The following is an 18,673-nucleotide window of genomic DNA, read 5'->3' as shown; positions in this document are numbered from 1 at the left end:
GGGATGTACTTACCTGCGCATTTCGCAGAGACGCGAGTCGAAGAGCTGCATCGCGTCATTACTGAATATCCGCTGGGCGCATTCGTGATCCACGGACCGAACGGTCTGGACGCCAATCATCTGCCCTTCGAGCTGGATGCAAGTGCCGGCGGGCAGGGGCGCCTCCTGGCGCATGTCGCTCGCGCCAATCCGGTCTGGCAGGACGTGAAGGATGGCGATGAGGTTCTCGTCATTTTTCGCCGGCGGAAGCCTACATCTCGCCGAACTGGTATCCGAGCAAGCACGAGGCCCACCGGCAGGTGCCGACCTGGAACTATCAGGCGGTGCATGTACATGGAAAGGTCACAGTGCGTGATGACGAACGTTTCGTGCGCGGTCTCGTCGCGCGTCTGACGCGCACGCACGAGGCGGGCACGGGTTCGGAGCGGCCGTGGAAGATCACCGATTCATCAAAGGAATACATCGATCAGATGCTGGCCGCGATCGTGGGTATCGACCTCGAGATCACGCAGATGATCGGCAAATGGAAGCTCGGTCAGAACAAGGACGCGCGCGATCGCAGCAACGTGGCCGAGGAACTGCGCAAACGGGGCGAGCAGGTGATTTCCGCAGCGATGATGGATACGGTGAGCGGGAAATCGACTGATGGCGCCTCGATGAGCCGCGGGTGTCCCGATTTCCCTTAATCCATACGCCTAAGCGGCGACCGGGGGCGAAGTCTGGTTGCTACGCCTCCCGGCGCCTCCCACAATGCGGGCTCCGTTCGCACCCACTCCCGCTGGATTCATGTCCCGAACCTCTTTACAGATCTCTTCGCGCGCGGCCCCTGCGCGCCTGACGCTGGACCAGGAGCGATTCCATTACCTGATCGCGCAGATCGAGCGTACACGCGCGGCGCATACGCAGTGGGAGGCGACCATCGCAGGGTTTCGCCAGAACCAGCTGCAGAAACTGCAGCCATTGCGCGATTCGCTCACCGGCGTCTGCAGGCAGAGCGTATTCGCGCTCGACCGCCTGATCGACCAGACCGGATGGTCGCGTGCCGAGCGTGCCGAGTTGCGCCAGATTCTGCGCGGGTCGTCCGAAGTGCTGCTGGAAGTGAATGGCGCTGACGCGGAGATACGGGCGCTCTATGACAAGCACAGCGACGTGGATTTCGCGACATTGAAGCAGGACGAGTTGCAGCGCCTGAAGGCAGAAGCCGAGGAGATGACGGGCCTGAATCTCGGCGAAGACGAGGGCATTCTCACCGAGGAAGATCTGGTCCAGCGGATGTACCAGGAAATGGCGGCGCGGGAAGCGGCGGACGCGGACCGGTTGAATGAAAAGGCGCAGCGACGCCGCAAGTCGGCGGCCGAGCGGCGCAGCGAAGAAAACGCGCAGCTCGCGCGGCAATCGTTGCGTGAGATCTATCGAAAACTGGCGAGTGCGGTGCATCCCGATCGTGAAGCCGATCCACAGCGGCGCGAAGAAAAAAACGAACTGATGCAGCGGATCAACCAGGCCTATGCAGCGAACGATCTGCTGGCCCTGTTCGAAGCGCAGATGCAGATCGAGAAGCTGGATGGCCACGCCATCGGCAAGGTGAGCCAGGAACGGCTGAAGCAGTACAACAGACTGCTGGCCGAGCAGCTCAACAAAGCCAAGGCAACGCTCACGGATCTGCGATCCAGCTTCTGCGTCGATCACGGACTGGATCAGCACGGCGTCGTGAGCCCGCAGAAACTGCATATCCTGATCCAGCGGCAGGCCCGCGGCCTGCGAGGCGAGATCGCCCAGCAGCAACAGTTCCTGCGCGTCCTCGCCAGCAAGACATCGACCAAGCGCTGGCTGAAACAGCAGCGACGGTTCGATTACTCGGCTGACGACGATGACGTCTGACCTGGCGAATGCGGGTCGCGAGCAGGATGTGACAGTGGCCTGCTGAACTCAGGCTGTGGTTCGGCTTTGGTTTCTGGACCGCCGGGCTGAATCGTACGATCCTGCAGCCAGGCCCAACCGAATCACAACGAGGGAGCTGCAATGCATTCAGGCCGACGAGCGTTCCTGGGAATGGCGGTGGCGGCGGGTGCAGTGGCATTCAGACCCCCGGCGCTGTTTGCGCAGAACTCCGACTCAGCTCCGCCACCTCCGCGCGATGCAGGAGTGCCTGATATCGCCCTGCCGCCGCCCATCCAGACGGCCGAGTATCTGCAACGCATCGCGAAGGCACAGCAGCTGATGCGTGCAGCGGGATTGAAAGGGCTGCTGATCGAAGCGGGGAGTTCGCTGGTTTACTTCACGGGCATCCAGTGGTGGCGCAGCGAGCGTCTGACCGCTGCATTGATTCCTGCGGAAGGCGAACCGCTCATCGTGACGCCGCAGTTCGAGGAGCCTTCGATCCGCGAGAGCCTGAAGATTCCGGCGCAGGTTCGCGTCTGGAACGAGCATGAAAGTCCTTCCGCTCTGCTTGCAGACTGGCTGAAGTCGCGTGGCAACGCCGCGGGCCCTGTCGGTGTCGAGGAGACCGTCCGCTTTTTCGTGTTCGACGGCTTACGAGCGCTCGGCGTCGAAACGCGCGGCGACGCTGGCGTCGTGCGCGCCTGCCGCATCATCAAATCGCCCGCTGAAATCGCGCTGATGCAGGCGGCAAGCGATATCACCATCGCTGCGTATCGCGACACAGGACCGCAGATCGCACGCGGCATGACACCGGCCGACATCGGCCAGATCATGTCCGCGGCCATGGCGAAGCGCGGCGCCACGCCCGAGTTCACGTTGATCCTGCTCGGCGAGGCGAGTGCCTATCCGCACGGGTCTGGCAAACCGCAGGAAGTCAGAGCCGGCGAAATCGTACTCATGGACTGCGGCTGCCGTGTCGAGGGGTATCAGGCGGACGTCTCACGCACCATGGTGTTTGGCGAGCCGACGAAGCGGCAGCGGACTGTCTGGGATCTGGTCAGGCGCGGGCAGCAGATTGCGTTCGACACTGCGCAGGTCGGTACGCCGGCAGGTGCAGTCGACGATGCGGTGCGTGCCGCTTATGAGAAGGCGGGTTATGGACCCGGCTACGAGCTGCCTGGAACCTCGCATCGCACCGGTCATGGCATCGGCCTGGACGGGCATGAGCCCGTCAATCTGGTGCATGGCGAGACGACACGGCTTGCGCCTGGGATGTGCTTCTCGGATGAACCCGGCATCTACATTCCCGGCAGCTTTGGCGTGCGGCTCGAGGACTGCGTGCAAATGACGCCGAGTGGACCGAAATGGTTTTCGGTGCCGCCGTCGTCGCTGGATGAACCGTTCGGCCGAGTTGCGTGATGCGGACGACTCAGTCATCGCAGGAGTTACAGATGCGAACGAATCGCCTGACCGAGTTTCGACGCGATGATTCCGACGGCACCGGTTGCGGATCGGGCGGATCATGTCGACGACGCAATCCCCCTGAGTACTGACGATGCCACGAAAAAGAAATCCGGTCGGAATTGCAGCAGGCAAGCTCATCCTTGCCATCCAGGACGAAGCGAATCCGGGCAAGGACGTGCAGGACGCCGTGTCGACTCAGAAGGTCATGCATCGGGCACGCACCCTGCTGCAGGCGTCGCAGAGTTCATCCGTCCTCAACCTTCTCGACGGAAGATCCGTCGTGGAGTACCTCGATCCCGTGTGGGTGGAAGAGCATCCGGCCGTTCAACCCAGCATTGCGGCGTTTGTTGCTACCTTGAGCGCGAACGGGAGCGTGTGACCATGCGGTCCCGGAGTACTCAGTGGCGTTGAGCCAGGCCGGCCACACAGGCGGAGTTCAGCGGACTCAACTCTCGTGCCTGGCGAGCTGACCGCCGCGCACCATTCGGACTTCATCGCCGATACGAATCACGCCGCTTTCGAGCACGCGCGCTGTGAGGCCGCCGTGGCCACGCATTGCGTTGTAACCGCCAGCACCGAGCGCTTCTTCCATACGTGAACAAGGATGGCAGCCGCCGGTGCCCTCGAACACGGCGTTGCCCACCTGGAACACCGCGCCATTCAACGCCAGCAGGTTGATGCCGCTGACGACGATGTTGCGACGAAGGAGCGCAGGATCGATCGCATCGCGATGCAGCAGCCGGCCGATGACGTCGAGATGCTCGGCCTGGATCAGCGTGACCTGCCGTTTGCTTTCAGGGCGACCGGAGAAACGATCGCCGGTGAGGCCCATGCCTGTACGCGCTTCAACGCTGTCCACGACGATCGGTGCAACCCGCCGCGCCGGGCGTACGCCGATCCAGCGAACCGTGCCGACTTGCGGCAGCGTGGCCAGTAATTCCGTGAGCGTCATGCGGCAAGAGTAACCGTGACCGACAGCGAATCCCAAGGGAAGGGACTGACGGCAACGAACCCGCAGGCACTGACCGAAGAATGAGGGCGTTGAAATTCAACGTCACCGTGAGCACGCCGGCATGCGGTTTCCTGAGGTCTGCTACATCACCGCGTGCAGAGCCGCGAGGATCAGCGGGGTCGTGATTGCAGCCAACGCCGTCGACAGGATCAGGCTGCTCGCAATCGGTCCCTGCAAGGCCTGGAACTGCATCGCCATCAGATAGACGTTCGCGCCGACGGCCATCGATGCCAGCAGCACGATGACCTGCAGCTCCATGGGTGGCAGTCCGAGCAGGGCGCCGATGATCCACACGGCGCAGGGTTGCGCGACCAGCTTCAAGGCGGTGATTGCCACGGACAGTTGCCAGTCACGTTTGAATCCGTATTCGACCAGGCCCATGCCGAGCACCAGCAGTGCAGCAGGCGCGGCCACGTCGCTGAAGCCCTGCAGGACCCAGTCCACCGGTTCTGGCATCGACCAGCCGGACAGGCCGAATACGGTCCCGGCCACGATGCCGGCTACCAGCGGATTGGTGATGACGCCGAAAGCCGTTTTGCCAAACCCCGCGATCGAGAACGAGCCGTGGCGCGCCCACTCGATGGAGACGCTGACCAGCGTCCACAGTATCAGCGCATTGAAGATGAGGACGAGCGCGACCGATGGCACGGCGGCTTCGCCGAGCGTCATCTTGGCGATCGGCAATCCCAGCATCACGTTGTTGGAGAAAATGCCTCCGAGCGCGAACACCGACTGCGACACACCGTCAAGCCGGAATGCCCAGCCGCCCACGAACCTGCCAATGGCGAAGACGACGAAACAGCCGCCGAAGTACGCGATCAGCAGACGGGCATCCACGGCCGGGAGGTGGCCGTCGAGATTACTCATCATCCGGAACAGCATTGCCGGCAGCACTACGCTGAACACGGCCTTCGATGCGAATCGGGTCCATTCGCTGCGCCAGTGACGCCATGCGCCGATGACGAATCCAACCAGGACGATGACGAACAGCGGCGCGGATAGCAGGAAGTAATGCCAGGCAGTGGACATGGGGAACCGGGGAAGGAAAATGGGCCAACGGGTCTGCTGGGCTCTGGCCAGAGACGGGTTCTGAGTTTTCGGGCTGCTCCGGCCAGTTGACCAGTTGGCCAGCGGACCAGTCGGCCTTCGCAGTGCGTGTAGAGTGTAGATGCCGGCATCGCTTTACGTCAGACCCAAATACATCGAGTGACTCCCATGACCACCGCCTACGACTTCGATGCGAAATTGCTGGACGGCAAGCCTGTGCAACTGCAGGACTTCAAGGGCAAGGCGCTGCTGATCGTCAACACGGCGAGCAAGTGCGGTTTCACTCCGCAGTACCGGGGGCTCGAAGACATCTACAAGCGGTTTCGCGACCGCGGGCTGGTGGTGCTCGGATTTCCCTGCAACCAGTTCAGTGAACAGGAACCGGGTACCGCCGATGAGATCGGCGCCTTCTGCGAAAAGAATTACGGCGTCACCTTTCCGATCTTCGACAAGATCGACGTCAATGGCGACGCCGCGCATCCTCTCTACAAATGGCTGAAGGACGAAGCGCCGGGTGTGTTGGGCAGCAAGGGCATCAAATGGAATTTCACCAAGTTCCTGGTGGATCGCAGCGGCCAGGTGAAATCGCGCTATGCGCCCATGACCAAGCCGGAGGATCTGGTGGGGGACATCGAAGCGGTGCTTCGATGAGCAGTTGACAGTTGATGGTGGACAATCAACAACGAAGAATGCGCGCTCTGGAAACTCAGTGCGTGGCTCAGCTGCGGAAGCCGGAGGAGGCCAGCCTCCGACTCCTCGTTAGATGGTCGACTCAATGTCTCGCCGTCGACTGCGAGTGTTCGCCGCCGGGTCGCGAGATGCCGCACAGTGCTTCGCCGGCTTCGTCCTGTGCGCTTTCATCAATGGCCAGGTCGCCGAGCGAGAGAATGCCGACGAGGCGTTTGCTGCGATTCACGACGGGCAGACGCCGCACGCGAATGTCCGCCATGTTGCGCGTGACTTCGTCGACCGACTGATCGTCGTAGCAGTACTTCACGTCGCGTGACATCACGTCGCGGATGGGGGTCTGCGGCCCATGTCCTTCCGAGACGGCGCGCACGGCGATGTCGCGATCGGTGATCATGCCGACCATCTTGTCGTTGTCTTCGACCGGCAGGCAGCCGACATCGAGTTCGGCCATCAGGTGGGCGGCTTCGCGGATCGTCTGGTCGGGGCGCACCAGGCGCACGTCATGGGTCATCGCTTCTCTGACTTTCATGGTCATCTCCCGAAAATGGGTTCCCGGACTGAACTCGTGAATTACGAGGGGGTTCCCGCTGCACGTCTGCCGAGAGACAAAGCCTACGCCGGGCAGGCATCAAGCAAAGCCGGGGAAATACGTGTCTGTCGGCTTCAACCCGACATCCGTCGATTGCTGCTGCTGTATCTTGCAGTGAGTGGACTGTCTGCAGCAGGAATGCATTCATGCACTTGCCGAACCCGGAATGGATCGGGCTCGCCTTCGGGGTTTCGGAGGCGGCGCTGTCGTGGTGGCGACGTTCCAGTAGCGGCGTGCGGCATCGCGATGATCGTGGCTCACTTCGGCTCATCTGGATCGTCACCGCCATCGCCATGACGGTCGCCATGCTGTGCTGGCGGTTTCTGCCGCAAGCGAGGGTGTCCATGTCGCTGGCCTGGCAAGTCGCGTCGCTCGCCATCTTCGTGGGTGGATTGCTGCTGCGTTGGTATTCGATCCTCTACCTCGGAAAATATTTCACCGTGGATGTCGCGGTGGCCGCCGATCACAAGGTGATCGATACCGGGCCTTACCGCACTATCCGGCATCCCTCATATACCGGTGCGTTGCTGGCGTTCCTCGGGTTGACGCTGTACATGGGCAACGTGGCATCCCTGATCGTGGTGATGACTGCGGTGTTGTTCGTGTTCATGCGTCGCATCCGGATCGAAGAACAAGTGCTGCAGGCAGGATTGGGCCAGTCCTATACCGACTATATGCAGCGGACGAAGCGGCTGATTCCGTTCGTGTACTAGAACCGATGGGCCTTGGTGACGCTGATCCGGATTCCCGGGCCGCCGTCACCACTGTTCGTGCGGTGTCGTTCAGTTGCGGCATCGTGCAACAATCGGCGCCGGCTGATCATCATCGGGTCGGCACATAACGAGAATGAACAGCATGAGCGATGCATCGACTACCCGCCTGGAACGTTTTGCGCTGAGTTGCTGTGCCTGGTCCGAGCGCTGGATTCCCGACGCGTATGTCTTCGCTGCACTTGCGGTGGTCATCGTGGCGGCCGTCGCGATGCTGCTCGGCACTTCGCCAGTCGACACGGCGCGAGCGTTCGGCGACGGTTTCTGGAGCCTCATTCCCTTCACCATGCAGATGAGCTTCATCATCATCGGTGGCTACGTGGTGGCGACTTCGCCGCCCATCGAACGCCTCATCGATCGATTGGCGAGCCTGCCGAAGACAGGTCGCGGGGCAGTGTGCTGGGTGGCGCTCGTCAGCATGTTGCTATCGCTGATTCACTGGGGATTGAGTTCCATCGTCGGCAGTCTGCTGGTTCGCGCACTGGGCCGGCGCAGCGATCTGACGATGGACTATCGTGCCGCAGGCGCCGCGGCGTACCTGGGCATGGGGTCCGTGTGGGCGATGGGGCTTTCGTCATCGGCCGCACAGTTGCAGGCCAATCCGGCGAGCATGCCGCCATCGCTGCTCGCCATCACCGGCGTCATTCCGTTCACCGAAACGATCTTTCTGTGGCAATCGATCACGTTGACCGCGGTGCTGATGGCCGTCACGTTGTGGATTGCCTGGATGACAGTGCCGCGAGGGGAGCAGGCGCGAACGGCGGCAGACCTTGGAATCGCGACAACAGCCACGCCGCGCGATACGGCACAGCGCACGCGTCCCGGCGAATGGCTGGAGTTCAGTCCGCTGCTCAATGTAGCGATCGGGTTGCTGGGTGCATTGTGGCTGGCCCATGAATTCAGCAGCAAGGGCGTGGCGAGCGCGATCTCCAATCTCAATACATACAACTTCCTGTTCGTCATGCTCGGCTTGCTGCTGTGCTGGCGGCCGCGAACGTTTCTGGATCGCGTGACACGCGGTGTTCCCAGCGTCAGCGGCGTGCTGATCCAGTTCCCGCTGTACGGCGGGATCGCGGCGCTCATCACCAACGCGCTCGGCCGCGACGGCGCGAGCATCGCCCATCACCTGTCGACGTTCTTCACGGAGGCGGCGACGCGCGAAACCTTTCCCGTGTTGATGGGCATCTATTCCGCGGTGCTGGGATTCTTCATTCCATCGGGCGGCGGCAAGTGGATCATCGAAGCGCCGTATGTCATGCAGGCGGCCAACGAACTGCAGGTCAACCTCGGCTGGACGGTGCAGGTGTACAACGCCGCCGAGGCATTGCCGAATCTGATCAATCCATTCTGGATGCTGCCGTTGCTGGGAATTCTGGGACTGAAGGCACGCGACGTGGTCGGCTTCACCGTCGTGCAGTTCATGCTGCATGTACCGGTGGTGCTGTTCCTGCTGTGGCTGTTCGGACTGACGCTGGAGTACTCGCCGCCTCTCATTCCGTGAGAAGCGAGATCGGGAGTAACCGCAAAGAACGCAAAGAAAGAAAAAAGTAGCCGCAAAACGCACAAGGCAAGAATTCAGCTCGTTCTTTCCTTGCGCCTTTTTACCGACATTCTTCTCTCTCTTGATCTATGCGTTCTTTGCGTTCTATGCGGTTACTCCGTCTTCTTCAGGCGACCGCTGCCGTTCTCGCCTCCACTGCGATGCTGCGGTCGCGGCCCTGTCGTTTCGCCGTGTACAAGGCACCGTCGGCGAGACGCACGACGGCGTCGTAGGTCGAGGCGATCGTCGGGATCTGGGTTGCCGCGCCAACGCTCACGCTGACGCGAGTGCAGCCGCAGGATGATTCGTGCGGGATATCGAGCGCGGCGACCTCGGTGACGATGCGCTGCGCGATCTCCTGTGACTCGCTGTAGGAGCGATCGAACACGACGGCAATGATCTCTTCACCGCCGTAGCGCGCGACGAAATCGCCGGGACGCGTACCGACAGCTGAACGCACTGCGCTGGCGACGTTCCGCAGGCATTCGTCGCCTGCCTGATGGCCGTAGTGATCGTTGTAGAGCTTGAAGTGATCGACGTCGATCATGAATACCGTGACGGGGCGCTGCTCTGACACGGCGCGTCGCCACGTATCGCGTACACGCGATTCGAACGTCTGACGGTTGAGCAGGCGTGTGAGCCCGTCGAGTTCCGCGATTTCCACCAGCAGCCTGCGTTCCAGGAACGAGGTGCGGTTGGCGTGCTCGAGCGCATAGGCGCCGGCAGTGCCGATGATGATGGCGCAGACGAGGGCGAAGGACAGGTACGTGGCCACTTCCGGTCGCATCACGCCCACGACGCCCGCGGTGATCAGCGCGATCAGGATGACGAAGTTGCTGCGCAGGGCCTGCACCAGTCGCATACCCAGCATGAAGAAGGCGAAGAAGGCGACGAGCAGGATGCGCGCACCGACCAGTGCGGTGTGCTCGGGCTGCGCATAGCTGGCCAGTAATACGGTGCCGATGCCGAACAGGGATGCGCCGATCTGAATCGTGGGTTCATACCACCGCGAATAGAACCGCGAATTGGTTGCCAGCAACGCGACGACCAGCACTGGGAACTGCAGTCCGAAACGCACGACATCCGGAATCATGTTGTGCGCGTGGATCACGCGGTGGTCGATGATGGCGAAGCCGATGGTCGTGCCGACCGCCACATACACGCACATGCGAATCCAGCGCAGGGCGTTGCGCCGATAGTCGGCGCGGAACTCGCCTTCGAGCGGTTCCGGAAAACGCAGACGGCCGTAACCTTGCGCGAGCACGCCCGAGACCAGCGATTCTTCACTCTGCGACGGGGCTGCGGGCGGCATCAGGAGTGGACCGTGTTCCCTGTTCGGATTGACGCAGCACAACGAGTGGCGACTGCCTGCGATTGTGCGGTCTTGCCAACGATCCGGGCAAGCTGCAGCAGGCAGTTTCGCGTTATGTGAGCATCTGCTTTCTGACGGTTTCCAGCATGCGATCTTCTATCTGCACGGAGTTCCTGAGGTACTCCTCGACGCCGCCAAATTCTTCGTCGATGCGATCGAACGCGGCCTGCAGATACCGGGCATCGGCGGCGAACAGCACGCGGCGCATCTCTTCCGGCATCGACAGCAGCGGCTGGTGTGTGTCACCCAGCCCGAGCTGCCCCTGGCGGGTGGTGATGAACTGTTCGAAGTCGCCGGCGCTGTTGGTCATCAGATAGTCCTCGACGATGGTCTCGCGCGCGACGCCCAGGGAATCCAGCAAGACGGCGATGGCGAGTCCGGTCCGATCCTTGCCCGCAGAGCAGTGCACGATGACGGGCATGTTGCCGGTCGCGATGCATTCGAAGAATCCACGGATACGCGGCGCCATCCAGTCGGGCAAGGCGCGATACAGGTGGATCATCGACTCGTACATGCCGGCCGCATCGCGCGGACGGGCAGCGGCGAAGCCACGGATGGTGGGTGCGTCGCCGTCGGCCCAGCTCAGTGGAGTGACGGCAGCGTCCGGCCAGCGTGTCGGTTCTCGCTGGCGTTCGTCGTCGCGGCGCAGATCGCAAATCGCGCGCACGCCGAGTTGCAGCAGCGACGGGTGATCGTCGGCGGTGAAATAACTGAGCACGCCGGTGCGAAAGACCTGCCCCCAACGTACCTGTCGGCCGTCCAGGGCAACGTACCCGCCGATGTCACGAAAGTTGCAGCCTCCCCGAAGGGCAAGCAGTCGTGGACGGTCGGAGTCGAGCGGAAGGGTCGATGCATTCATGAGGAATCAGTCCGGTGAACAGGACGCGATTCTCGCATACGGCGCAGTCCAGCATCGAGACAGGCCAGACATTGCACAGCGTTCCTCGTTGACCGCACCGCATTGAACCTGCAGTCGCTTCAGTGTCACTCAACAAAGTGGCAAGAGAGGGAGCGGCACGATGCGCCTCGGATTATTGATGACTGCGGCATCGCTCGCGGTCGCCGGTTGCGCGGGAAATGGCGAGGGACTGGACGAGAACGGACGGCCCATCGACGGTGGACCGGTGCCGCTCGCGCCAACTTTCGCTTCGATCCAGCAGAACGTGTTCACACCGATCTGCACGGGGTGCCATGTGGGCGCGCAGGCACCGCTCGGTCTGCGTCTGGATGAGGCCTCGTCTTACGCGATGCTGGTGAATGCACCCAGTGCTGAAGTGCCCTCCCTGATGCGTGTGCGGCCCGGCGATCCGGATGGGAGTTATCTGCTTCACAAGCTGCAGGGAAGCGCGGCGATCGGTGGACGCATGCCGCTGGGCGGTCCGCCATTGCCGCAGGCAACCATCGATGTCATTCGCCAGTGGATTACCGACGGTGCGCAACAATCCGTCGCCGATGCAATGCCCGCCACACTCAGCGCCGTGTCGCCGACGAATGCGGAAATTCTCGGCAAGCCGCCGATCGAGCTGCTGGTCCAGGCGTCCGCGGAACTCGATACGAGCCGGCTCCAGGCAGGCGGCGTGACGCTCGTCGCCAGCGGTCACGATGGCAGCTTCGAGGAGGGCAACGAAGTTTCGATCAATGTCATGCAAGTCGAGGTGCGCTCGCTCGATCCCACCGTGCTCGCGATCCTCGTGCCACGCGAACAGTGGACGGTGGACAGTTACCGATTTCGCATTGCCGGTCACGATTCCGAGGCGATCACTGATCGCGCCGGCAACGTCATCGATGGCGACGGCGATGGCGCGGCCGGGGGTGACTTCGTTGCGTACTTCGAACTGGGAGGAACGCTGTGATGAACGGACGCATCGGATTCTTCCTGTGGTTGCTGCTGGCCGGCAGCGGCACAGTGATGGCGGAGCCGTACTTCGCCGTCCAGCAGGGCATGAAGTGCGTGACCTGCCACGTCAATCCCACCGGCGGCGGTATGCGTAACGCATTCGGCAACACGTGGGCACGTACCAGCCTGCCGGCACGTCCTATCGATCTGCAGATGGGTGAGGACTGGACTGGCAGTCTCAGCCGCTACATTTCGCTTGGCTCGAACCTGCGTGCGAGCGCCGCCTACGTCGATACGCCGCATCAGCAGTCGCGATCGGCGTTCGATCTGGACGAAGCGCGCCTGTATCTCGAACTGTCGGCAATCCCGGATCGTCTGGCCGTGTATCTGGATCAGCGCGTCGCCCCCGGAGGCAGCGACAATCTGGAAGCCTATGCGCGTTACTGGTCGGCGAATCGCAGCTGGTATGTGAAGGCCGGGCAGATGTATCTGCCCTACGGTCTGCGGCTCGAAGATGATTCCGCATTCATTCGCCAGGTGTCGGGCATCAATATGGAGACGCCTGATCGTGGCGTCGAAGCGGGAATCGAGATGGGAGCGTGGTCGGCGCAGTTGGCGATCACGAACGGGACGGCGGGTACCGCGGAGAACGATCAGGGTAAGCAGTTCAGCGGTCGCGCGGAGTTCGTGAAATCACTCTGGCGCTTTGGCGCGAGTTACAACTTCAACGATGCGGATGTCGGTGAGCGCCAACTCGCCGGTCTGTTTGCGGGTCTGCGCACCGGCTCTGTCGCCTGGCTGGCCGAGGCGGACTACATCGAAGACAAGGGACTCGTCGGCGGCAAACGTAATCAGTGGGCAGGCCTGCTCGAAGCGAACTGGATGCTGAGCCAGGGCAACAATCTCAAACTCAGCGCCGAGTATTTCGATCCGGATGACGATCTGAACGAGGATGAGCAGACCCGCTGGAGTGCGGTGTGGGAATACACGCCCATCCAGTTCCTGCAGTTGCGACTCGGTGTGCGGATTTACGATGGAATTCCGCAGAACGATCTGCAGAATCGCCGGCTCGCGTTTCTGCAGGTCAACGCATTCCTGTAGATCGCAATCAGAACTCCGGCAACGTCGGTGGGCGGTAGGAATCCGTCGCGTCTGCTGCCAGGTTGCCAATGAACTGCGCCTGATCCGGCGGAATGGGCGCGAAGATGCGCCATGCCTCGGTCGGGTGTGCGAGCGCCCAGAACGGCGCGTAGATCGAGGATGCCACCCACGGTGACCGGATCACCGGCGTCGAAGGGGGCGGCTGGATCCGGCGCAGCCCTTCCACTTCCACTTCCTCGATCGTATCGGGGTCGCGAATGCTGGTGAGTAGCCGCTGGATCTGTTCCCGCGTGAACAGCGTCGTAACGTCGGGTAACCGCAGGTCGAGCGATGGCGCCGTTTGCTGGGGTTCGGCCGCAAAGCCCGGCTGGCAGATGGGCACCAGCAAGACGGTAGCGAGGAGGGTGCGCATACGTTCGATTCCATCCGTGCAGCGACAGTTCTCAGACAATTCAGAGCCGGAGCCCATGAAATCGTTCCATCGGCTCATCTACACTCTTGCATATGAGTGCATTGAACCAGCGCGGCGCCCTGTCGCATATCCGTGTTCTCGACATGAGCCGTGTGCTCGCCGGCCCGTGGGCCGGACAGATCTTTGCCGACCTGGGCGCGGACGTCATCAAGATCGAACGCCCCGGCAGCGGTGACGATACCCGCGGCTGGGGTCCACCGTATCTCAAGGATCAGGACGGTCGGGATACGCATGAGGCGGCGTACTTCCTGGCCGCCAATCGCGGGAAGAAGTCGGTCGCGCTGGATATCGCCAGACCGGAAGGCCAGAACATTCTGCGGCAGCTCGCCGCGCAGTCGGACGTGCTGCTCGAGAACTACAAGGCGGGCGACCTGGCGCGCTATGGACTCGGCTACGAGGACCTGAAAGCCATCAATCCGGGGCTCATCTATTGCTCTATCACCGGTTTCGGTCAGACGGGCCCGATGCGGCACGTCGCCGGCTACGACTTCATCGTCCAGGGCATCGGCGGCCTGATGAGCATCACCGGCGAACGGGACGATCTGCCGGGTGGCGGGCCGCAGAAGGTTGGAGTCGCGGCCGCTGATATCACAACGGGCTTGTATTCAACGGTGGCCGTGCTGGCGGCGCTGGCGCATCGATCGCAGACCGGGGAAGGCCAGTACATCGACATGGCGCTGCTGGACGTGCAGGTCGCGATCATCGCCAACATGAACATGAACTATCTGGTCTCGGGCAAGGTGCCGCAGCGCCAGGGCAATGCCCACGCGAACATCGTGCCGTACCAGGTCTTTACGGCAGCGGACGGGGAACTCGTGCTGGCAGTGGGAAATGACAGTCAGTTTGCAAAGTTCTGCGAAGCGGCGGACTGCACGTTTGCTCAGGACCCACGCTACCGCAAGAACGCCGACCGCGTACGCAACCGTGCCGAGCTCGTGCCCTTGCTCGAGCAAGTGCTGCAGCAGCGCACGGTCGCTGACTGGGTTGCGCTGCTGGAGCCGCTGGGCGTTCCCGTGGGTCCCATCAACGATCTGGCGCAGGTGTTCGAGCACCCGCAGGTTCAGAGTCGAATGATGCGCGTCGATCTGCCGCATCCATTGGCGGGTTCAGTGCCGCAGGTGGCGAGCCCGATCAAGATGTCGGTGACCCCGCCGCAGTATTCGTCGGCACCGCCAACGCTTGGTCAGCACACGCGTGAAGTACTGCGCGAACGGCTGGATCTATCGGATGAAGAACTGGCGCGACTCGTGGCGAGTGCGGTGATCGCGGATTGAACAGGCAGGTACACCAAAGAGCACAAGGGAAAGGATTTATCCGTCAGAAAATCGGGATCCCTTTGTGTTTTCCTGGGCTCGTCTGCGCTCCTTTGTGTCCCTGCCTTTCCCTGTCTTGCTATCAGATTCCGAGAAGCGTCCTGGCTTTGCCCAGCGCGTCGACCGATTCCTGATGCTTGCCTGCCTTGTGCAGTTCTTCGCCTTCGGCGCGATATTTCTTGACCCCGGTGAGCTGCCCGGCCGCAAGCTTCGGTTGTGCAGCCAGCGCGGCATCGATCTGCTCCATGTCCATCGGGCAATGAGCGGCGATGGCCGACGAGGTGAGTGCGAAGAGTGCAGCCGCAAGGAATGCTTTGCGCAAATTCATTATCCGTCTGCGTGATGCCAGGGCTTGGTTGCAAGCATCCAGGGCCGTTGCGAAGGAAGAGGCGAGTGCGCTGAGCACTCGCCCGAGGCATCAATACTCACCATTACGAAAATCAACCCCGATGCGGTGAGTCGCTGGTAAATCTTTGCGAACACAATTCGAGATATCGAAGGTCCAATGGTTGCGGACACTTTCCAGCGCGGCCCGGTCCAGGAGGCGATAGCCGCTGGAGTGTTGCAGTTCAGTCCTGGTGGCGCGGCCATTCGAATCGATCTGGACGTCGATGTAGACGATGCCCTCCTGTCCGCGCAGCTGCGAGCGCATAGGGAAGGTCGTGCGGCTTTCGAGGATGCGAGGTTGGCAGGTGGTGTCAGCGACGGCGAGCGTCGGAAGTACCGCAATGGCAGTGGCCAGAATCGTAAGTGGGGCGTTCATGGGAGATCCCTCGATGGAAACGTCAGCCAGGAAGAAAATCCGTCGCAGGAACCGCCAGGACGGGTCTGCGTCAGTCGGCACTGCGACGGTGGACGGTATGCTGCGTTGCGACGGTGATGCGCCCTTGAACTGGCCGGGTTCAGACGCTACTGTATGAAACGCTACAGACCTGTCTGTTTTAATGCTACGTACAGGTCTGTAGCGTTGTCAAGCGTGACTATCGGAGGTAGACGATGGGCAGACCCGCAGCGACCAAACCCGGCGAAGAGGCGACGGAGAGCGTTCGGGACCGGATCCTGAGCACCGCCCGCGACCTGTTCTATCGCGAGGGCGCACGCGCGGTGGGCGTGGACATGGTTGTCGCGCAATCCGGCGTGGCCAAGACCAGTCTCTATCGCTGGTTTCCCTCCAAGGACGCCTTGATCGCCGCCGTGCTGGAGCAGGAGGCGAAGGATCGTTGGGCTGGCTGGGACTACAACCTCGGACGCAGCGGCCTGACACCGCGGGAGCAACTACGGGCGCAGTTCGAGGGCCTTGCTCGCTTCGTCAGCAGCACGAAATATCGCGGCTGCCCGTTCCGGAATATCACGGTCGAATTTCCCGATCCGGAACATCCCGCGCGCAAGATCGCGAGTGAAGTGCAGTTCGAACTCGCACGACGCATTCGCGCGCTCGTGGATCAGATCGAGGGGGTTCGCGATCCCGCCGAACTGACCGGTCATCTGGTGCTGCTGGTCGATGGCGCCTTTTCGGCCGCTCAATGCATGGGTCGCGATGGCCCACAGCAATTCGTCGTGACGGCTGCCGATCGGCTCATCGACTATCAGTTGCAGAAAACAGCCTGAAGCACCCCAGCTCGTTGCCGAGCCAGGCCGTGAACGCGCAGGTCAGCTGGCCGTCGCTTTCTCGAGCTTTTCCGATTCTTCGAGCCATGCCGATTCGATGTCGTCGAGTTTGCGCTTGAGCGTCTTCTGGGAATCGAGCAGTTGCAGCAGACGCGGCTTGCCCTGTTCCTGGTAGATCTCCGGCTCGGCGAGAGCGGACTCGATCGCGCTCAGTTCCGTTTGCAGTTTCGTCATGTCCTTTTCCAGGCGCGCAATCTGGCTGCGCAGCCCGCTCAGGCGGTTACGCTGTTCGGCTTCCTCGCGCTTGCGCTGCTTCTTTTGCTCCGCGCTGTTCTCAACGGACGTGTCCCGCGCAATCTCTTGCTCTTCCTGCTGTTCGCGTGTCGTGAACCAGCGGGCGTAGTCGTCCAGATCGCCGTCGAATACACGGGCCCTGCCCTGATCGACCAGCAGCAGATCGTCGGCCACGGCGCGTAGCAGGTGACGATCGTGCGAGACCAGCACTACGGCGGCCTCGAAATCCTGTAGCGCCACCGCCAGCGCCTGACGCATTTCCAGGTCGAGATGGTTGGTCGGTTCGTCGAGCAGCAGCAGGTTGGGACGCTGATAGCTCACCAGCGCGAGAACCAGTCGCGCCTTTTCGCCACCGGAAAACGGTCCAACCGGTTCGAACACGCGATCCCCGCTGAAACCGAACTTGCCGAGGAAATTGCGCAATTCCTGTTCCGTGGCGCGCGCCGCGGTAGCGCCGCCGACGCGTTTCAAATGCGCCAGGGGCGATTCCTCGATCGACAGCTGTTCGAGCTGGTGCTGCGCGAAGTAGCCGATGCGCAGGTCGCGTGCCTCGGTGCGTTTGCCGGACAGCGGCGTCAGTTCGCCCGCCAGCATTTTCATCAGCGTCGACTTGCCGGCGCCGTTACGGCCCAGCAGCGCAATGCGACTGCCGGGGGCGATGTTCATGCTGATGGATTTCAGCACGGTCCGCTCGCCATAACCCACGGACTGATCGTCGATGGTCAGCAGTGGTTGCGGCAATTTGTCGGGCGGCAGGAAGGAGAACTCGAACTCCGAATCGACATGCGCAGGTGCGATGCGTTCCATGCGCTCCAGCGCCTTGAGGCGGCTCTGCGCCTGCCGAGCCTTCGTCGCCTGGGCCCGGAAGCGCTCGACGAAGCCCATCATGTGTTTGATCTCGCGCTGCTGGCGCTCGAACATCGTCTGCTGCTGCGCCAGCTGCTCGGCGCGTTGTTCCTCGAACTTCGAGTAGTTGCCGGTGTAGATGCGCGCCGTGCCCTGCTCGATGTGCACGATGCGATTCACGGTCCGGTCCAGGAACTCGCGATCGTGCGCGATCATGAGCAGCGTGCCCGGATAGTTGCGCAGCCAATCTTCGAGCCAGATGACCGCATCCAGGTCGAGGTGATTGGTCGGTTCGTCGAGCAGCAGCAGATCGGAACGACACATCAGCGCCTTGGCGACGTTCAGGCGCACCCGCCAGCCACCCGAGAAGGCGCGGATGGCGCGGTTCTCATCCTCGGAAGAGAAGCCGAGTCCGTGCAGCAGGCGGGCGGCGCGGCTGCGGGCGTCATAGCCGCCCATCGCGGCATAGCGGGCGTGCAGTTCACCGAGCCGGATGCCGTCATCCGCCGCTTCAGCGCGCGCGATCGCCTGTTCGGTAGCGCGCAGTTCCTCATCGCCATCCATCACGAACTCGATGGCGCTCTGCCCGGTGGCCTCGAGTTCCTGGGCGACGTGCGCCAGCACCAGCTGCGAAGGCCGGTCAAAACTGCCCGCATCCGGCTGCAGTTCCCCCAGCATCAGAGACAGCAGACTCGACTTGCCCGTGCCGTTCTTGCCGACGATGCCGACCTTTTCGCCACGATAGATCGTGAAAGACGCTTCCTTGATGAGCAGGCGCGTGCCGCGACGAAGCGATAGAGAGGAGAAGGTGAGCATGGGTTGAAGGCCAGGGCGAAC

General features: G+C 62.2%; 19 protein-coding genes and 1 pseudogene. 11 read left to right on the top strand and 9 right to left on the bottom strand.

Annotation, left to right across the window (positions count from 1 at the left end; translation table 11 throughout):
- Window positions 1-3: 3 nt before the first annotated feature.
- From VIZ63_RS25380 to VIZ63_RS08290, 4 genes and pseudogenes are all read left to right on the top strand, one after another.
- Window positions 4-686: pseudogene (locus VIZ63_RS25380) on the top strand (FMN-binding negative transcriptional regulator).
- A gap of 100 nt (window positions 687-786) precedes the next feature.
- Entirely contained in the window at window positions 787-1,881 is a 1,095-nt protein-coding gene (locus tag VIZ63_RS08300; RefSeq protein WP_331609090.1) for a J domain-containing protein, read from the top strand.
- Between the two features lie 141 nt (window positions 1,882-2,022).
- The gene (locus tag VIZ63_RS08295; RefSeq protein WP_331609089.1) at window positions 2,023-3,300 is read left to right on the top strand and encodes a Xaa-Pro peptidase family protein; all 1,278 of its coding nucleotides are present in this window, start codon (window positions 2,023-2,025) and stop codon (window positions 3,298-3,300) included.
- A 136-nt stretch (window positions 3,301-3,436) separates the two neighbouring features.
- On the top strand, window positions 3,437-3,724 hold the full coding sequence (locus VIZ63_RS08290; protein ID WP_331609088.1) for a hypothetical protein: 288 nt from the start codon (window positions 3,437-3,439) through the stop codon (window positions 3,722-3,724).
- 66 nt (window positions 3,725-3,790) lie between these two features.
- Here VIZ63_RS08290 and VIZ63_RS08285 read toward each other — a convergent pair whose 3' ends face one another.
- Together VIZ63_RS08285 and VIZ63_RS08280 are read right to left on the bottom strand one after the other, a co-directional pair.
- On the bottom strand, window positions 3,791-4,297 hold the full coding sequence (locus tag VIZ63_RS08285; RefSeq protein WP_331609087.1) for an MOSC domain-containing protein: 507 nt from the start codon (window positions 4,295-4,297) through the stop codon (window positions 3,791-3,793).
- 141 nt (window positions 4,298-4,438) lie between these two features.
- Complete coding sequence (locus VIZ63_RS08280) at window positions 4,439-5,386, bottom strand: AEC family transporter (protein WP_331609086.1); 948 nt, start codon at window positions 5,384-5,386, stop codon at window positions 4,439-4,441.
- Between the two features lie 186 nt (window positions 5,387-5,572).
- On the opposite strand from VIZ63_RS08280, the gene VIZ63_RS08275 reads away from it, so the two are divergent.
- Complete coding sequence (locus tag VIZ63_RS08275; protein WP_331609085.1) at window positions 5,573-6,055, top strand: glutathione peroxidase; 483 nt, start codon at window positions 5,573-5,575, stop codon at window positions 6,053-6,055.
- 121 nt (window positions 6,056-6,176) lie between these two features.
- Here the strand turns inward: VIZ63_RS08275 and VIZ63_RS08270 are convergent, their stop codons facing one another.
- Window positions 6,177-6,623, bottom strand: a complete 447-nt coding sequence (locus tag VIZ63_RS08270) for a CBS domain-containing protein (protein ID WP_331609084.1) — start codon at window positions 6,621-6,623, stop codon at window positions 6,177-6,179.
- A gap of 206 nt (window positions 6,624-6,829) precedes the next feature.
- Here VIZ63_RS08270 and VIZ63_RS08265 point away from each other — a divergent pair, with 206 nt between their 5' ends.
- Together VIZ63_RS08265 and VIZ63_RS08260 are read left to right on the top strand one after the other, a co-directional pair.
- The gene (locus tag VIZ63_RS08265) at window positions 6,830-7,396 is read left to right on the top strand and encodes an isoprenylcysteine carboxylmethyltransferase family protein (protein ID WP_331609083.1); all 567 of its coding nucleotides are present in this window, start codon (window positions 6,830-6,832) and stop codon (window positions 7,394-7,396) included.
- A 142-nt stretch (window positions 7,397-7,538) separates the two neighbouring features.
- Window positions 7,539-8,954, top strand: coding sequence for a short-chain fatty acid transporter (locus VIZ63_RS08260; protein WP_331609081.1), 1,416 nt, complete (start codon window positions 7,539-7,541; stop codon window positions 8,952-8,954).
- 166 nt (window positions 8,955-9,120) lie between these two features.
- On the opposite strand, the gene VIZ63_RS08255 is transcribed toward VIZ63_RS08260, so the two are convergent.
- Together VIZ63_RS08255 and VIZ63_RS08250 are read right to left on the bottom strand one after the other, a co-directional pair.
- Window positions 9,121-10,305 carry a GGDEF domain-containing protein gene (locus VIZ63_RS08255; RefSeq protein WP_331609080.1) on the bottom strand — a complete coding sequence of 395 codons (1,185 nt, stop codon included), beginning with the start codon at window positions 10,303-10,305 and terminating at the stop codon, window positions 9,121-9,123.
- Window positions 10,306-10,417: 112 nt separating this feature from the next.
- Window positions 10,418-11,224 (bottom strand): tyrosine-protein phosphatase, encoded by an 807-nt coding sequence (locus tag VIZ63_RS08250; protein ID WP_331609079.1) that lies wholly within the window; start codon window positions 11,222-11,224, stop codon window positions 10,418-10,420.
- Window positions 11,225-11,384: 160 nt separating this feature from the next.
- Here VIZ63_RS08250 and VIZ63_RS08245 point away from each other — a divergent pair, with 160 nt between their 5' ends.
- Together VIZ63_RS08245 and VIZ63_RS08240 are read left to right on the top strand one after the other, a co-directional pair.
- Window positions 11,385-12,218 (top strand): hypothetical protein, encoded by an 834-nt coding sequence (locus tag VIZ63_RS08245; protein WP_331609077.1) that lies wholly within the window; start codon window positions 11,385-11,387, stop codon window positions 12,216-12,218.
- A complete protein-coding gene (locus VIZ63_RS08240; RefSeq protein ID WP_331609076.1) occupies window positions 12,218-13,303 on the top strand; it encodes a porin in 1,086 nt (361 codons plus the stop codon). The genes VIZ63_RS08245 and VIZ63_RS08240 overlap by 1 nt, the downstream gene beginning before the upstream one ends.
- A 7-nt stretch (window positions 13,304-13,310) precedes the next feature.
- Here VIZ63_RS08240 and VIZ63_RS08235 read toward each other — a convergent pair whose 3' ends face one another.
- Window positions 13,311-13,715 (bottom strand): hypothetical protein, encoded by a 405-nt coding sequence (locus VIZ63_RS08235; protein WP_331609075.1) that lies wholly within the window; start codon window positions 13,713-13,715, stop codon window positions 13,311-13,313.
- A 92-nt stretch (window positions 13,716-13,807) separates the two neighbouring features.
- On the opposite strand from VIZ63_RS08235, the gene VIZ63_RS08230 reads away from it, so the two are divergent.
- On the top strand, window positions 13,808-15,049 hold the full coding sequence (locus VIZ63_RS08230; RefSeq protein ID WP_331609074.1) for a CaiB/BaiF CoA-transferase family protein: 1,242 nt from the start codon (window positions 13,808-13,810) through the stop codon (window positions 15,047-15,049).
- Between the two features lie 121 nt (window positions 15,050-15,170).
- Here the strand turns inward: VIZ63_RS08230 and VIZ63_RS08225 are convergent, their stop codons facing one another.
- Window positions 15,171-15,416, bottom strand: coding sequence for a hypothetical protein (locus VIZ63_RS08225; RefSeq protein ID WP_331609073.1), 246 nt, complete (start codon window positions 15,414-15,416; stop codon window positions 15,171-15,173).
- A gap of 90 nt (window positions 15,417-15,506) precedes the next feature.
- Window positions 15,507-15,851, bottom strand: a complete 345-nt coding sequence (locus VIZ63_RS08220; RefSeq protein WP_331609072.1) for an energy transducer TonB — start codon at window positions 15,849-15,851, stop codon at window positions 15,507-15,509.
- Between the two features lie 233 nt (window positions 15,852-16,084).
- On the opposite strand from VIZ63_RS08220, the gene VIZ63_RS08215 reads away from it, so the two are divergent.
- Window positions 16,085-16,696, top strand: coding sequence for a TetR/AcrR family transcriptional regulator (locus VIZ63_RS08215; protein WP_331609071.1), 612 nt, complete (start codon window positions 16,085-16,087; stop codon window positions 16,694-16,696).
- Window positions 16,697-16,738: 42 nt separating this feature from the next.
- On the opposite strand, the gene VIZ63_RS08210 is transcribed toward VIZ63_RS08215, so the two are convergent.
- On the bottom strand, window positions 16,739-18,652 hold the full coding sequence (locus tag VIZ63_RS08210; RefSeq protein WP_331609070.1) for an ATP-binding cassette domain-containing protein: 1,914 nt from the start codon (window positions 18,650-18,652) through the stop codon (window positions 16,739-16,741).
- Window positions 18,653-18,673 lie beyond the last annotated feature (21 nt).

It is taken from the genome of Povalibacter sp. (genome assembly GCF_036520495.1).
Lineage (GTDB): Bacteria > Pseudomonadota > Gammaproteobacteria > Steroidobacterales > Steroidobacteraceae > Steroidobacter.
The sequence above is the reverse complement of the archived record's forward strand: the minus strand, read 5'-3'. Positions and strand labels throughout refer to the sequence as shown.

What these genes read in the sequence shown, in the direction of transcription:
- VIZ63_RS08300 (WP_331609090.1), top strand. Translation starts at nt 787, where the DNA reads ATGTCCCGAACCTCTTTACAGATCTCTTCGCGCGCGGCCCCTGCGCGC.
- VIZ63_RS08295 (WP_331609089.1), top strand. Translation starts at nt 2,023, where the DNA reads ATGCATTCAGGCCGACGAGCGTTCCTGGGAATGGCGGTGGCGGCGGGT.
- VIZ63_RS08290 (WP_331609088.1), top strand. Translation starts at nt 3,437, where the DNA reads ATGCCACGAAAAAGAAATCCGGTCGGAATTGCAGCAGGCAAGCTCATC.
- VIZ63_RS08285 (WP_331609087.1), bottom strand. Translation starts at nt 4,297, where the DNA reads ATGACGCTCACGGAATTACTGGCCACGCTGCCGCAAGTCGGCACGGTT.
- VIZ63_RS08280 (WP_331609086.1), bottom strand. Translation starts at nt 5,386, where the DNA reads ATGTCCACTGCCTGGCATTACTTCCTGCTATCCGCGCCGCTGTTCGTC.
- VIZ63_RS08275 (WP_331609085.1), top strand. Translation starts at nt 5,573, where the DNA reads ATGACCACCGCCTACGACTTCGATGCGAAATTGCTGGACGGCAAGCCT.
- VIZ63_RS08270 (WP_331609084.1), bottom strand. Translation starts at nt 6,623, where the DNA reads ATGAAAGTCAGAGAAGCGATGACCCATGACGTGCGCCTGGTGCGCCCC.
- VIZ63_RS08265 (WP_331609083.1), top strand. Translation starts at nt 6,830, where the DNA reads ATGCACTTGCCGAACCCGGAATGGATCGGGCTCGCCTTCGGGGTTTCG.
- VIZ63_RS08260 (WP_331609081.1), top strand. Translation starts at nt 7,539, where the DNA reads ATGAGCGATGCATCGACTACCCGCCTGGAACGTTTTGCGCTGAGTTGC.
- VIZ63_RS08255 (WP_331609080.1), bottom strand. Translation starts at nt 10,305, where the DNA reads ATGCCGCCCGCAGCCCCGTCGCAGAGTGAAGAATCGCTGGTCTCGGGC.
- VIZ63_RS08250 (WP_331609079.1), bottom strand. Translation starts at nt 11,224, where the DNA reads ATGAATGCATCGACCCTTCCGCTCGACTCCGACCGTCCACGACTGCTT.
- VIZ63_RS08245 (WP_331609077.1), top strand. Translation starts at nt 11,385, where the DNA reads ATGCGCCTCGGATTATTGATGACTGCGGCATCGCTCGCGGTCGCCGGT.
- VIZ63_RS08240 (WP_331609076.1), top strand. Translation starts at nt 12,218, where the DNA reads ATGAACGGACGCATCGGATTCTTCCTGTGGTTGCTGCTGGCCGGCAGC.
- VIZ63_RS08235 (WP_331609075.1), bottom strand. Translation starts at nt 13,715, where the DNA reads ATGCGCACCCTCCTCGCTACCGTCTTGCTGGTGCCCATCTGCCAGCCG.
- VIZ63_RS08230 (WP_331609074.1), top strand. Translation starts at nt 13,808, where the DNA reads ATGAGTGCATTGAACCAGCGCGGCGCCCTGTCGCATATCCGTGTTCTC.
- VIZ63_RS08225 (WP_331609073.1), bottom strand. Translation starts at nt 15,416, where the DNA reads ATGAATTTGCGCAAAGCATTCCTTGCGGCTGCACTCTTCGCACTCACC.
- VIZ63_RS08220 (WP_331609072.1), bottom strand. Translation starts at nt 15,851, where the DNA reads ATGAACGCCCCACTTACGATTCTGGCCACTGCCATTGCGGTACTTCCG.
- VIZ63_RS08215 (WP_331609071.1), top strand. Translation starts at nt 16,085, where the DNA reads ATGGGCAGACCCGCAGCGACCAAACCCGGCGAAGAGGCGACGGAGAGC.
- VIZ63_RS08210 (WP_331609070.1), bottom strand. Translation starts at nt 18,652, where the DNA reads ATGCTCACCTTCTCCTCTCTATCGCTTCGTCGCGGCACGCGCCTGCTC.